The following is a 13603-nucleotide window of genomic DNA, read 5'->3' as shown; positions in this document are numbered from 1 at the left end:
GCGTCAACGCCGTAGTCAGGGCCACCTTCTTGTTTGTGGCGCGCGGACAAGCTACATCCCGTAGGTACCCTTTTGGGCGGAAACTCAGATCTGGACCGAAACCGCATGTTCAAGAGCTTGTATGCCAAGATCAAACGACGCGAACGTGCGTGGAAGAACGGGTTCGGGATGGACATCTCGACGCCCGAAGCACGGCGTGCAGCACGGCTGCGCAGCAACATCATCGACCATTCCTTCGTGCGCCGGGTTCTGCCCAATCGCTATCAGCTGTCGCCCGATGCGTGGCGGTCGAACCAGCCCGATCCGGTGCATTTTCCGGCGCTGAAAGCGGCCGGGATCAAGACCGTGATCAACCTGCGGGGCGAGAGCAAATTCTCGCACTATCTGTTCGAGGTCGAAGCCTGCCGCGACTATGGCATGACGTTGATCGATCACCAGATGACCGCCTACGCTGCGATGGAGCGTGAGGTTTATTTGGAGTTGCTGAACATCATGGAACGCGCCGAAAAGCCGTTTCTGATCCACTGCAAATCCGGCGCAGATCGCACCGGCATCGCGTCGGCGCTTTATCTGTTGGACCAATGTGGCGCGGCGGTTGACGACGCGCGCGCGCAGCTGTCCTTGAAATACGCCCACCAACGCTGGTCGAAAGCGGGTATTCTAACTGCGATGATCAATGCCTATGCCGATCACTACAAGAACGACCCGATCTCGATCCGGGATTGGCTGACACAGCACTATGACCCCGAGGCAATCACCCAAGCCTTTCAGGCGAAACGGAAAAAGTAATGAGTTCTGACACTGCCCGCACCGACCAGAAAGAGATGATCCGATGGCTGTGGAAGGGCTATATGCGCGCCTATCGCCTGCCTTTGGTGCTGGCGATGCTGTTGATGCTGACCGAAGGGCTGGCGCTGGGTGGCCTAAGCTACATGATCAAGCCGATGTTTGATGTGGCGTTCTCGTCCGGGTCGACCCAAGCCATCGTCGTCGTCGCCCTGATCGTCGCGGGCATCTTCGTCACCCGCGCGTTCGCTGCCTTCGGACACCGTGTGTTGATGGTCCATGTGGGCCAACGCGTGGCCGCGAAACTGCAATCGGACATGGTGGCGCATATGCTGACATTGGACAGCAGCTATTTCCGCGACAACTCGCCCGGCACGCTGATGGAGCGCGTGCGCGGAGATGCGCAGGCCATTGCCACCATCTGGGAGGTCGTGCTGGCCGCCGTCGCTCGCGACGTCGTATCCCTGTTGGCCCTTCTGGGGGTTGCCATGTCGATCGACTGGCTGTGGGTCGTTGTGGCCGTGGCGGCTGCGCCCGTCCTGACCTACCCAATGGGCATCCTGCAAAAGCGCGTGCGCAAGACGACGACAGACAGCCGGGGAGCTGCCGCCCAAATCTCGACCCGGTTGGACGAGATCTTCCACGGCATCAACTCGATCAAACTGTCGGGGACTGAGAAGCATGAACAATCCCGCGTCGATCGCGAGATTGACGTCTTCGCCAAGACCCACCTACAGAGCCAGGCCAACCAGGGCGCCATCGTGGCCCTGATCGACATCATCGCCGCGATCGGCTTCTTCGGCGTGCTGGTCTATGGCGGGTTGCAGATCAATGCGGGCGTAAAAACCGTGGGCGAATTCATGAGCTTCTTCACTGCAATGGCGCTGGTCTTTGATCCGCTGCGCAATCTGGGCAAAGTGTCCGGCGGGTGGCAGGCGGCGATGGCCAGCATGATGCGGATCCGCGACGTCTTCGCCCAGCGCCCGTCGATCCTGTCCCCGGCCAAACCCGCCGCCCTGCCCGCCAAGGCCGCGCAGGCGGATATCGTGCTGGACAACGTGAATTTTGCCTATGGCGACACGCCTATCCTGCGTGGTGCGAGCTTCACCGCTGAGGCGGGCAAAACCACCGCTCTGGTGGGGGCCTCCGGCGCGGGCAAAAGCACCGTGTTTAACCTGCTAACGCGTTTGGCGGATGCCAAGACAGGCGTGGTCAAGATCGGCGGCGCGGACGTGACCGCCTTGCCGCTGGATCAGCTGCGCGGGCTGTTCTCGGTGGTTAGCCAAGAGGCACTGCTGTTTGACGAAACGCTGCGCGACAACATCCTGATGGGGCGCGAAGACGTAGACGACGCAATGATGAAACACGCGCTGGACACGGCGCATGTGGCGGACTTCCTGCCACGGCTGGAGCACGGGCTGGACAGCCCTGCTGGGCCGCGTGGCTCGAACCTGTCGGGCGGACAGCGCCAGCGGGTTGCTATTGCACGCGCGGTGCTGCGCGATGCGCCGGTCTTGCTGTTGGACGAGGCGACCTCGGCGCTCGACACGAAATCCGAGAAGCTGGTACAGCAGGCGCTGGACACCCTGTCCAAGGGCCGCACGACGCTGGTCATCGCGCACCGCCTGTCTACCGTGCGCGATGCCGACAAGATCGTCGTGATGGATCAGGGCCGCGTGGTGGATCAGGGCACCCATGACGAGTTACTAGAGCGCGGTGGCCTTTATGCGCAGCTCTATAATCTTCAGTTTCAGGATGGCGGTGGCGACGCGCCGGACAGCACATCCACACACAAAGACAAGGTCTATCTGCCCAAGGAAGCCAAGGAACCACCCCGCTGGTCGTTCCGCGGCATTCTATCGGGCAGCTTGTGGCGCAAGCGCAAGGACTGACCCTTGGACACACAGGAGAGCAACATGACAGACCGCACTGTGTTGAAGGTCTCGGGCGCAGATCGGGAAAGCTTTCTGCAGGGGCTGGTGTCGAATGACGTGAAGGGGCTGAAGGATGGATTGGTCTATGCCGCGCTGCTAACCCCGCAGGGCAAGTATTTGGCGGATTTCCTGCTGGTCCCGGCAAAGGACGCCATTCTGATCGACGTGGCCACGGATCTGGCACGCTCGCTGGCGCAGCGCCTGACGATGTACAAGCTGCGCGCAGATGTCGTGATCGAGGCGACGGACATCATGCCCGCCCGCGGGCTGGGTGAGGCACCCGAAGGCGCCTTTGCTGATCCGCGTCATGCGGAACTGGGATGGCGCGCCTATGACGGGCGTGAGAGCGACACGAGCGTCGACTGGGACGCCATTCGCGTGGCCCATTGCATCCCGGAAACTGGGATCGAGCTGACGGGCGACAGCTATTTGCTGGAAGCCGGGTTCGAGCGGTTGAACGGCGTGGATTTCCGCAAGGGCTGCTATGTCGGTCAGGAAGTGACCGCGCGCATGAAGCACAAGACCGAGTTGAAGAAGGGTTTGGCCACCGTGTCTGTCGACGGTGAAGCCCCTGTTGGCATGGCGATTACACGGGATGGGAAGCCCGTTGGAACGCTGTTCACCCAATCAGATGGTCAGGCGATTGCCTATTTGCGGTTTGATCGGGCAGGACCGGGCATGCAGGCCGGGGACGCAGTGGTCAGCTGGGAGGGGTAAGGGGCGCTGCCCCCGCATGATTTTCCTGCGGAAATTCATGCCCCCCGAGGTATTTACAACAAGAAAATAAGGCTTAGGCGTAGCGCCATTTGCCGTGGCCGATCCCGTCCAGCGTATAGGCGCCGACGCCATAGCGGATCAGGCGCAGGGTCGGGTGGCCGACGGCTGCGGTCATGCGGCGGACTTGGCGGTTCTTGCCCTCGGTGATTTTCAGTTCGATCCAGCAATCAGGCACGGATTTACGCATGCGGATGGGCGGATTGCGCTGCCAGAGACCGGCAGGTTCGTCGATGCGGTGCGCTTTGGCCGGGCGGGTGCGTCCGTCCTTTAGGTTGACACCATCGCGCAGCGCCTGAAGGGCGGCCTCGTCTGGAATGCCTTCCACTTGCACCCAGTATGTTTTCGCAAGCTTATGCTTCGGGTTTGCAAGCCTCGCCTGAAGCTTTCCGTCATCCGTCAGCACCAAAAGCCCTTCGCTGTCGCGATCAAGACGCCCCGCCGCGTAGACGCCCGGCAGGTCAATATAGTCCGATAGGGTCTGGCGGTCGCTACCCTCGTTGCCGCGATCGGTGAACTGCGACAGCACATTAAAGGGCTTGTTGAAGAGGATCGTGGTCATCTGGGCCTCAAACACAAAGGGCAGAGCCTGCGCCCTGCCCTCTTTGGGGTATTCACAAGTCGCTTAGGCGCGCTCGGAATACTCCATGGTTTCGGTGTTGACCACGATGGCTTCACCCTGTGCCACGAAGGGCGGAACCGAAATGCGTACGCCATTGTCCAGAACGGCGGGCTTGAAGCTGTTGGCAGCCGTCTGACCTTTGACGACCGGCTCGGTCTCTTCGATGGTGCAGGTGACCTTTTGCGGCAGGGTCGCGTTCAGGGCCTCGGTCTCGTAGAACTCGACCACGATGGTCATGCCATCTTGCAGGAAGGGGCGACGCTCGCCCAGCAGGTCGGCCGGGATCTGGTTCTGCTCATAGGTCTCGGTGTCCATGAAGATCAGCATGCCGTCATCTTCATAAAGGAACTGCTGGTCTTTCTGCTCTAGACGCACACGCTCGACCTTGTCTGCCGAGCGGAAGCGTTCGTTCAGCTTCGAGCCGTTGCGCAGGTTCTTCAGCTCGACCTGAGCGAAAGCGCCGCCTTTACCGGGCTTTACGTGGTCGACCTTTACCGCAGCCCACAGGCCATCATTGTGCTCCAGCACGTTGCCGGGGCGAATTTCGTTTCCGTTGATCTTGGGCATATCCTGAAACCTTCACAAAAGGTTGAAATTTCTTGGCCCGATCCTATATCTTGCAGGCTTGTCTCTGGCAAGCACGAGCGAAACGGCCAAATGTAACAGCTATGCGACAGGCGCATGGCTGCCATGTGATCCAGGGGATACCGAATCACGCGGAAAAAGCCATATTGGCCGCTACGCCAGAAACCGCAAGAGCAAGAATAAAAAAGGACGACCATGCTGGACTCCGTAGACGGTACCGCTTTCAATAACGAACAAGGCAACCGCGCGCGCAAGCTTTTCGCTGCTGTCGTGCTGGCTGCGTTGGACGACGCCATTGCTGATGACAAGAAATACGGCAACGGCCCCGATCAGATCGCCCGCTGGGCCCGGTCGCGCGATGGGCGCGAAGTGTTGAGCTGTGCAGGCATCGACCCGAACGAGCGTGTCGTGAGCGGCCTGATGGACTTTGTGTCCAAAGGCATCCGCACCTCGGTCGCACTGAGCCGCGAAGAAAGCGAGCGTCGTAACGCCGCCACCGCGGAAGCTGCATAAGCGCGATCACAGAATACTCCTTGAAATGCGCGTCCCGTTTGGGGCGCGTTTTTCGTTTCAGCCCTTCCTGATGTCGGAACAGGGCTGGAGCGCGCTTGGAAAAGCGCCTAAGTCTTGGCCATGACCAAGGCAATTATGATCCAGGGCGCAGGCTCGAATGTTGGGAAATCCCTGCTGGTGGCGGGGATTGCGCGGGTGGCTGTGAAGCGGGGGCTGAACGTGGCCCCCTTCAAGCCGCAGAATATGTCGAACAATGCAGCTGTTACCGTCGATGGGGGCGAAATCGGACGCGCACAAGCCTTGCAGGCGCGGGCCTGTGGGCTGGATCCAATTGTCGATATGAACCCGGTTCTCTTGAAGCCCGAGACCGATACGGGGGCGCAGGTCATCGTGCAGGGCAAGCGCTTTGCCACCATGAAGGCGCGCGACTATGGCAAGGCCAAGTCCCAGCTGATGCCGCGCGTGTTGGAAAGTTTCCACAGACTGGGCGCGGGCCGCGATCTGGTGCTGGTTGAAGGTGCAGGCAGCCCGGCCGAGGTCAACCTGCGCAAGGGCGACATCGCCAATATGGGCTTTGCCGAGGCCGCGGACCTACCCGTGGTTCTGGCGGGCGATATTGACCGCGGTGGCGTGATCGCGCAGTTGGTCGGCACCCATGCGGTGCTGCCCGACGAAGACCGCGCGCGGATCAAAGCCTTTCTGGTGAACAAGTTTCGCGGCGACCCAACCCTTTTCGCCGATGGCGCGGCTGAAATCGCGCGCCTGACCGGCTGGCATGATCTGGGCACCTTGCCATGGTTCGCGGATGCCTGGCGCCTACCTGCCGAGGACGTGATGGACATTGCCACCCGCAAAGGAGGCGCGTTCAAAATCGCCGTGCCGCGCCTGAACCGGATCGCGAATTTCGACGATCTGGACCCCTTGGTGAATGAACCGGACGTGACCGTCGAGATCATCGAGCCCGGACGTCCCCTACCCGGTGACGCCGATCTGGTTCTGATTCCTGGCTCGAAATCCACCATCGCCGATCTGGCAGATTTCCGGGCGCAAGGCTGGGACATCGACCTGACCGCTCACATCCGGCGCGGCGGGCACGTTCTGGGCATTTGCGGCGGCTATCAGATGCTAGGGACCGAGATCATCGACGCGGACGGCATCGAAGGCCCCGCAGGTCGCGTGCCCGGGCTGGGGCATTTGGATGTGGTGACGCATCTGGAACCCCGCAAGACACTGGCGCTGACCCAGGCTACCCACCTGCCGTCTGGTCAAGCGGTTGAAGGGTACGAGATCCATTTGGGCCGTACGGAGGGCCCGGGGTGCGATGCCGCATGGCTGTCGGTTGGGGACCGCCCGGAAGGCGCCAGCAGCGCGGATGGGCGCATTCAGGGCTGTTACCTGCACGGGCTGTTTGCAGCAGACGGGTTCCGGCGCCAGTTCCTGAACGGGCTGGGCGCGCAGACCTCGGACGTCAGCTTTGACGCACAGATCGAGACCAGCCTAGACTCACTGGCCGATCATCTGGAAACACATCTGGATATTGATGCCTTGTTGGACTTAGCCTGCTAAGCCTTAGAGCATTCCGCCCTTAACGCGAGACACGAATACCCTGCCACGCCTCCGGCGTTCTTGGGGCATTCGCGCCACTCTGCCTCTCGAAAAGGGCGGGAAGCTTCAGTCGAACTTCTCCAAGGACAGCGCACGGGTCACTTCGCGGCGCACCATGCGACGGACAGCTTGTGTGATTTTCACACCCATTTCGCCCTTCAGCTCTTCGCGCACAATCCGCGAGACAATTTCCTGCAGATGCTCTTCGTCGATGAAATCGCTGTCATCTTCGACAATTTCGGAGACAGGAGCCTCGTCCATGGCGGCGGTCAAAACCTGGGTACCGAGGACGTCTTCAACAGGCTCATCCGCCAGAACCTCGACCTCGGCCAGAATGGGTTGGTCCTCAACCTCGCCTTCCGCTGGGATGTCACTGTCGGTAAGAACCGGCTCTTCCTCGACAATCTCAAGTTCCTCGACTGCGGTAGTGTCCTGATCAATCTCGACCTGATCAGAGGCCTGCTCCAGCACCTCATCAACCTCTGCTACGGCTTCAATCTCTGGCACCTCTTCCGCCTCTGGCGCGGCGACCAACTCGGGTTCGGCCCCGGCAGCCTCGTCAACAACAGGTGCCTCTGCCCCGGTTGCGGCCATCTCAGCTTCACCTGCGAGCGGTTCTTCCTCAGCCATGACCTCGGGTTCAGCGGCCTCTTCGGTAGCCACCTTTGGCGCCTCTTCGTCGGGCGGCGTATGCGCAGCCACGCTGGTTACGCGTTGATGCAGAAAGGCCACCTGTGCGGTTTCCGCCAAAGCATCGCTGTCCCAATTGTCTTCGAAATCAACCTGCGTATCCGCAGGAGGCATCGACATATCAGACATGCTTTGGAAGCCGGGCTCAGCCATGTTCGTGTCAAAGGTCAAAACAAGCGGCCCGTCATCTGCATCCTTGGCCGCATCCGCTGGTTCGGCGGGCGTGGGTGTGTCCTGTTCCAGCGATTCCACGGGAATATCGCGCCCCGTAGCGGGATGCGCGGTTTCGGGATGCGCGGGATCTTGGACGGTTTTTTCAGGATCGCCACCGAACACACGGAAGGCGGGCGTCAGGATCAGCTTGTCATCCGCAGCTGTGGATGCGGGCGCCTCGTCTTTCTGATTGGGATCACCCGCGGCGATGAGACGCCGGATCGAGGACAGAACATCTTCAATTTCTGCGTTCGAGACCGGATCCGACATATGGCACTTCCTGTTCAGCTACGACACACCGCGAGAATCCCGGCGTGTTTCATGTCAGACTAGCCAGTTCAACCCGGCCAGACAACAGCCACAAGTAGAAGCCCGCCGCGGCGATGCAAATCGCACACGCTGCGCAAGCCCCGGAAAGTGCTTTATTTCTTGCCCAGCGCCTCGAGCACAAGATCCAGACGCTCGCCCTGTGGGCTGACGCGGTGAATCGGTGCCGATTTGACCGCGTTGTAATAGGCCTCGGGGTCGAAAGCGACGACGCCCAGGTTCAGATGCTCGGCCGTCAGAAGACCCATCGACGCCAGAAGCGAATAGACCGCAAGGTATTGATTCGACTGAGCCGTGATACGGGCGGCTTCTGCATCCAGCAGCTCTTGCTCGGCGTTCAGCACGTCCAGCGTAGTGCGCGAGCCCAGCGATGCCTCTTCCCGTGCGCCGCGCAGGGCCACACGGCTGGCGCGGATCTGTCGGTCGGTGGCTTCAAGCGAGGCCGACGCGATGGCCAGTTGTGCCCATGCGTTTGCGACGCCCTGATCAACGGCAATGCGTGCCTGACGCAGACCAGCTTTCGCCGCGTCGATCTGCGCAATGGCCTTACGATATTCAGCGGATTTCAGACCACCGGAATAGATGTCCCCCTGCAGAGCGATGCCAACGGAGGTGTTGGTGCTGTCCGCGCTGGATCCCGCCGACGTCCGGTCCATCCAAGTCGCGCTGGCAGAGCCCACCAGCGACGGTTTCATCGAGGCTTTGGAAATCTCGGCGGCCAGCTCGGTCACGCGCACATTGTGTTGCGCGGCAAGCAGATCGGGATGACGGTCACGTGCAATCGCCTTCGCCGCCTCCAGCGTTTTAGCGGTCATCGGAACGCGCGGCGGGGCCGGCAATGTGCCCGGGTAGTGCCCGGTTGCAGCACGGTATTCTTCACGCGCAATCGCAAGGCTACCTTGCGCCGAAGCCTCGCCCGAGCGTGCAGCCGCAAGGCGCGCCTGCGCCAGTGCGACGTCTGTCTGGGTCACTTCACCCACTTCGAAACGGTCATTCGCCGCACGCAGTTCCTGCGTCAGAACACGCACCGAGTTGGCTTGAAGCTGGGCGTTTTCACTTGCCGAGCGCACATCCAAAAATGCACGAACCGCGCGCAGAAGCACGTTCTGCTCGACTCCGACAAGGCTATCGCGCGTTGCAAGCACGGCTTCTTTCTGGGCTTCAACCGCCATCTTGCCACGGCCAAAGTTGAACAGCAGAACCGAGGCCGTCAGCGTCGCCGAAGTACGCGAATAATCGTCATTCGGCACAAGCGTAGTCGGATCAATCCAGTTGTGCTGGATCGCGTAGCTAAGCACTGGGCGCAGTCTGGATTGCGCAATCGCGACGTCCTCGTCCGCGGCGCGCAGCACGGCTTGGTTCTGCTCCAGAAGACCGCTGTTTTTGTAGGCCGAGGCCATCGCATCCGAGAGGCTTTCCGCATAAGCCGCCGGCGTAGCAACAAGCGCACAAGCCACGGCCAGCCCTGTCAGCTTCGATTTAAACCCAATACGCATATTACTCTCCTGCGTCTTAATAAAATACGGGCGTGCCGCCGTTCTTAAAGCGCAAATTCCTGTGGCGCTTCAAATCCAGCCACAACGGGGGCACCGGCGTTGAAATTCGGCCGCCAGACCATCTCCCCATCAATCTTATACCCGATTTTTACAGTTCCCAACATCCCTTCGGCAAAGATGCAGGCAATACGCCCCCCATCCTTGAGCTGTTCCAACAAGCTTGCGGGTACGGTTTCCACGGCGCCTTCCACCATGATCACGTCATAGGGACCGTGTTTTTCGTTGCCCTCGGCAAGGGGGCCTGCGACGACAGCCACGTTGTCCACGCCCTGAGCCGACAGAATGCCCTGCGCTTCGTTGGCGCGGTCTTCCGTATCTTCTACAGCGATGACGAAATCGGCCAGACGCGCCAGAATGGCGGCGCTGTAGCCCAAGCCGCAGCCCAAATCCAACACCAGCTCGGTCGGCTGTACGTTCAGCGCATCCAGCATCTTGGCCAGCGTGCGCGGTTCAAGCATCACACGCCCGTCATCCAGATCAATGTTTTCACCGACATAAGCAGCCTCGCGCTTGCCATCTGGCACATATTCCTCACGCGCGACGGTCAACATCGCATCAATGATCGGGAATTTGGTAACATCCGAAGGACGCACCTGCGTGTCGACCATCATGGTACGGCGTGCGGCGAAATCAGTCATGGCGGGCCTATGGTTCTGGGATCTTTGTTTTCTTCTGCCACAGTTAGGCCGATGGCCGCAATCCTGCAAGGTGGTGCGACCTTATTGAGCACCGGATCCGGCGTTTTCTGAAAGCTGTGCCGGAAAATCACACATCCAAGCGCGAAACCGGGCTGGACATCCCCCCAAGACCCGCGCTAGAGAACCCCCACACCACGGATGGCGAGTTGGCGGAGTGGTGACGCAGCGGATTGCAAATCCGTGTACACCGGTTCGATTCCGGTACTCGCCTCCATATTTTTCCGACTCAAAGACTTAGCGAACTGACTTTCGGGTGTGGCACAAATTGGTGCACACACCCATGAAACTTTCAGACTATCAAAGCCCCTCCCGACAGGCCGTTCTTACCTTCGGTGCCCCCCCAGGCAAAGCAACACGGACGTCGTTCTTCGCTGTGAGCCACGCAGGCCCGCGTCCAATCAGGACACGCCGCTGGCGCCATGTCAGGTTCTGGGATTTCGGCAGGCGCGCCCTTTCGAGCGAACCAATCGCTGTTCTTATGGCGTTTCAGAGAAGTCATTCTGATCGCCATGCGCCGCGCCCCTCGTAGCGGGCTGGCCATCACCCTCTGAAATCAATCAACCATTTATAACTTCAGGGGAAACCAGTCGCTGTGGTGCGGTCGGCGCGCCTTGAAATGTAGCCTCCCTGTATTTCCGCGTGTTTCTCGCAGTTTTCCACTCCAGAATAATCACATAATTATAGATGATTACGCGTAGATCACTGTTTCAATTTGTCTCCGAGTGTTTCACTGTATCCCAAAGATGAAGGTGGATAGGAAGGTGGATTGATGCCAGTTCTAAACAAACTGACGGCGCTGAAGGTCAAAACCGCTTCCCCGGGTAAATACAATGACGGAGGCGGGCTATGGCTTCACAAACGCGCCGATGGTGGAGGGCAATGGTTCCTCCGCATTCAAATACATGGACGACGACGTGAGATGGGATTGGGATCCCTGTCTGAAGTTGGCCTAAAGGAAGCCCGTGAGAATGCTGAGCATTGGAGGCAGATTGCCCGAAAGGGGAAAGACCCCATCAAGGAGAGACAGCGCATTTTACGGGAAGCCGCGAAGGCAGATCACACCTTGGAAACAGTTGCCAAGGAGGCATACGAGGCTCGAAAAGCGGAGTTGAAAAACGACGGAAAATCCGGGCGCTGGTTCTCTCCACTTGCCCTTCACGTCTTACCCAAACTGGGTAAAGTACCAATTGAGGAAATCGACCAACAGGACATAAAAAACACGCTGGCACCGATTTGGCATTCAAAGGGCGAAACCGCCCAGAAAGCCATGAGCAGGCTAGGCATTGTCATGCAATACGGCGCGGCAATGGGCCTCGATGTTGACATACAGGCTACGACAAAAGCCAAAGCGCTACTGGGGAAATCCAAACAGAAGCGAGAACACATTCCTGCGATGTCGTGGCACAAAGTGCCTGAGTTCTATGAAAGCCTTGATGAGGGCACAATTACTCACCTTGCTTTGCGTCTTCTCATTCTGACGGCGGTGCGCTCCACTCCAATCAGGTTTTGCCATGTAGACGAGCTTGAGGGAGACACATGGGTCATCCCGGCAGAGCGGATGAAAATGGCAAAAGAATTCCGTGTACCCCTATCCACCGAAGCCAGATCAGTGGTGGACAAGGCCATACCATTCGCTCGCAACGGCTTTCTGTTCCCCAGTGTTCGAAAAGGCGTCATTTCTGATGCTACCATGTCTCAACTCATGAAGAGACGAGGCCTGAAAGCCCGTCCGCACGGGTTCCGGTCCAGCTTTCGTACATGGTGTGCAGAAGCGACCGACACGCCACGCGACATTGCTGAGATGGCGTTGGCTCATACGGTCGGTGGCAAAGTAGAACTGTCATACCGTCGCACCGACTATTTGGAAAAACGGCGTATTCTCATGGAACGCTGGTCGCAACATGTAACCGGTCATAGCTCAGAAATACTGCAATTGGTGGCACCGTGAACTCTAAACCAACGAATATCACCACATCGAAAGAAATCATCGCGCAGGACGCCATGTCTAAGAAGGAGCGGCTAACAATTACTATACCCGCTTATCCAACTGGAGGATTGGAAGCAGCGAGATCTGAAATCACAAAATTGGGCGAAAACCGCGCCCCACGCTCATTCAAACAAGCAAAGCAGCTATTAAATGAACTTCCAAACATGTCTGGTGGAGACCTATCAAAACGCGACTTCTTCGAGCGCGCTCAAAAAGCGATACATGCAGCAGAACAGGCCATCTCAAAAGTTCCAAAGGAAGACTACGGGATAATAGCCGACGCGTTAGATCAAGCCTTCCTCGCGGGCAGCTTGTTGACCGAAGATTTTTTGAGAGAAACCCACATATTAGATGTCGAGAGAGAAGCAAGTCAAAAGAAAGCGCGCCAAAGAGGCGGAGAAAGCAAGCGAGGGCATATGCAGCCCACAACCAAACAAGTTTTGAAGGAGATGGATGAGAAGATTGCTAGAGGATTGAGCGTGTCGGAGGCCGCACACTTTGCTCATCGAAATGGTTATGGAACGAGCGCAGACGCCAACAGAAACGCCTACAGAAAGCACAGAATGTCTAAATAGTCGGAGATATTGTCTCCATTTCTCCAGCACCAATCTGTTTGTTGGTCTCAACGAAACATTGAGACACGGAACTAAACATGCAGAACCAATCAACTTACAAATCGGCCAAAGAAATACTGGCCCAATACCCAATGAGCCGTACTACTTTGTATCGCCTCATTCAGAAGGGTGATTTTCCGCCACCCGTCAAATTTGGAAGCCGCTCCTATTGGAAGCGCGATGAAGTCGACAACGCCGTAAAAGCAATTGAAGACAAGCGTTTCAGCTAAGAAGCCCGCCCCAGCAGAAACCGGGAACGGGCTGTCATAAAGTTAGCATATGAACAGTATCACTTACCGGCTCCGAGCGCAAACCGAGAGCAGCATAATGTTCGATACTTACATCCAGATTACCTGCGTTGATGCGTTGCAACCGAACCATTGCAACTCGTTGCAATTCGTTGACTCCAATCGCCGAGAAAACATCCCGGCTTCGCCATGTGAAACCAAGGACAACTACGTCGGTGAAATCGTTCGGCGAGGGCGGTTCCGGGTTATCTCCGGGAAGAACAAGCTTCATTGGATCATTCAGAAGCAACGAACCTCGGCCAAAAGCAAGCAAGGGATAACTTGGTCTGGTGTGAGTTATCCTTGGGACCGGAACGCCCTCATTGCGGCTTGGAAAGCAAAGACGAAACTTACGGTGCCCGATGAGATCATGGCGATGCCGGTACGCTTCTCTCTGACCGCTAAAACCTAA

The 13603-nt window shown here is 58.4% G+C and carries 14 protein-coding genes and 1 tRNA gene; 10 read left to right on the top strand and 5 right to left on the bottom strand.

Annotated features, from left to right (window positions below):
- Positions 1-105: 105 nt before the first annotated feature.
- Genes Q0677_RS12155 through Q0677_RS12145 form a run of 3 tightly spaced genes read left to right on the top strand, consistent with a single transcriptional unit; the run spans position 106 to position 3437 of the window.
- Positions 106-789 (top strand): tyrosine-protein phosphatase, encoded by a 684-nt coding sequence (locus Q0677_RS12155; protein ID WP_298910133.1) that lies wholly within the window; start codon positions 106-108, stop codon positions 787-789.
- Positions 789-2678 carry an ABC transporter ATP-binding protein gene (locus Q0677_RS12150; RefSeq protein ID WP_298910130.1) on the top strand — a complete coding sequence of 630 codons (1890 nt, stop codon included), beginning with the start codon at positions 789-791 and terminating at the stop codon, positions 2676-2678. The genes Q0677_RS12155 and Q0677_RS12150 overlap by 1 nt, the downstream gene beginning before the upstream one ends.
- Positions 2679-2702: 24 nt before the next feature.
- Complete coding sequence (locus Q0677_RS12145; RefSeq protein ID WP_298910128.1) at positions 2703-3437, top strand: folate-binding protein; 735 nt, start codon at positions 2703-2705, stop codon at positions 3435-3437.
- 73 nt (positions 3438-3510) lie between these two features.
- Here the strand turns inward: Q0677_RS12145 and Q0677_RS12140 are convergent, their stop codons facing one another.
- Positions 3511-4056 (bottom strand): pseudouridine synthase, encoded by a 546-nt coding sequence (locus tag Q0677_RS12140; RefSeq protein ID WP_298910126.1) that lies wholly within the window; start codon positions 4054-4056, stop codon positions 3511-3513.
- A gap of 63 nt (positions 4057-4119) precedes the next feature.
- Complete coding sequence (efp, locus tag Q0677_RS12135; RefSeq protein ID WP_298910124.1) at positions 4120-4683, bottom strand: elongation factor P; 564 nt, start codon at positions 4681-4683, stop codon at positions 4120-4122.
- Positions 4684-4896: 213 nt separating this feature from the next.
- On the opposite strand from efp, the gene Q0677_RS12130 reads away from it, so the two are divergent.
- Together Q0677_RS12130 and Q0677_RS12125 are read left to right on the top strand one after the other, a co-directional pair.
- Complete coding sequence (locus tag Q0677_RS12130) at positions 4897-5214, top strand: DUF6280 family protein (RefSeq protein ID WP_108856960.1); 318 nt, start codon at positions 4897-4899, stop codon at positions 5212-5214.
- Positions 5215-5334: 120 nt separating this feature from the next.
- Positions 5335-6780 (top strand): cobyric acid synthase, encoded by a 1446-nt coding sequence (locus Q0677_RS12125; protein ID WP_298910121.1) that lies wholly within the window; start codon positions 5335-5337, stop codon positions 6778-6780.
- A gap of 105 nt (positions 6781-6885) precedes the next feature.
- Here Q0677_RS12125 and Q0677_RS12120 read toward each other — a convergent pair whose 3' ends face one another.
- The 3 genes from Q0677_RS12120 to Q0677_RS12110 all read right to left on the bottom strand — a co-directional run bounded on the left by Q0677_RS12120 (position 6886) and on the right by Q0677_RS12110 (position 10243).
- Positions 6886-7992 (bottom strand): hypothetical protein, encoded by a 1107-nt coding sequence (locus Q0677_RS12120; protein WP_298910118.1) that lies wholly within the window; start codon positions 7990-7992, stop codon positions 6886-6888.
- Positions 7993-8144: 152 nt separating this feature from the next.
- Positions 8145-9545, bottom strand: coding sequence for a TolC family outer membrane protein (locus Q0677_RS12115; RefSeq protein WP_298910115.1), 1401 nt, complete (start codon positions 9543-9545; stop codon positions 8145-8147).
- Positions 9546-9589: 44 nt separating this feature from the next.
- Positions 9590-10243, bottom strand: coding sequence for a protein-L-isoaspartate O-methyltransferase (locus Q0677_RS12110; protein ID WP_282182775.1), 654 nt, complete (start codon positions 10241-10243; stop codon positions 9590-9592).
- Between the two features lie 200 nt (positions 10244-10443).
- Here Q0677_RS12110 and Q0677_RS12105 point away from each other — a divergent pair.
- The 5 genes from Q0677_RS12105 (at position 10444) to Q0677_RS12085 (ending at position 13603) form a co-directional block, all read left to right on the top strand.
- Positions 10444-10517: transfer RNA gene (locus Q0677_RS12105), tRNA-Cys, on the top strand.
- Positions 10518-11072: 555 nt separating this feature from the next.
- Positions 11073-12251, top strand: coding sequence for a site-specific integrase (locus Q0677_RS12100; RefSeq protein ID WP_298910110.1), 1179 nt, complete (start codon positions 11073-11075; stop codon positions 12249-12251).
- The gene (locus Q0677_RS12095) at positions 12248-12865 is read left to right on the top strand and encodes a hypothetical protein (RefSeq protein ID WP_298910107.1); all 618 of its coding nucleotides are present in this window, start codon (positions 12248-12250) and stop codon (positions 12863-12865) included. The genes Q0677_RS12100 and Q0677_RS12095 overlap by 4 nt, the downstream gene beginning before the upstream one ends.
- Before the next feature lie 77 nt (positions 12866-12942).
- Positions 12943-13134 (top strand): AlpA family transcriptional regulator, encoded by a 192-nt coding sequence (locus tag Q0677_RS12090; protein WP_298910104.1) that lies wholly within the window; start codon positions 12943-12945, stop codon positions 13132-13134.
- Positions 13135-13231: 97 nt separating this feature from the next.
- Complete coding sequence (locus tag Q0677_RS12085; protein ID WP_298910101.1) at positions 13232-13603, top strand: hypothetical protein; 372 nt, start codon at positions 13232-13234, stop codon at positions 13601-13603.

It is taken from the genome of uncultured Aliiroseovarius sp. (genome assembly GCF_947492455.1).
GTDB lineage: Bacteria > Pseudomonadota > Alphaproteobacteria > Rhodobacterales > Rhodobacteraceae > Aliiroseovarius.
This window is presented reverse-complemented; position numbering and strand designations above follow the sequence as displayed.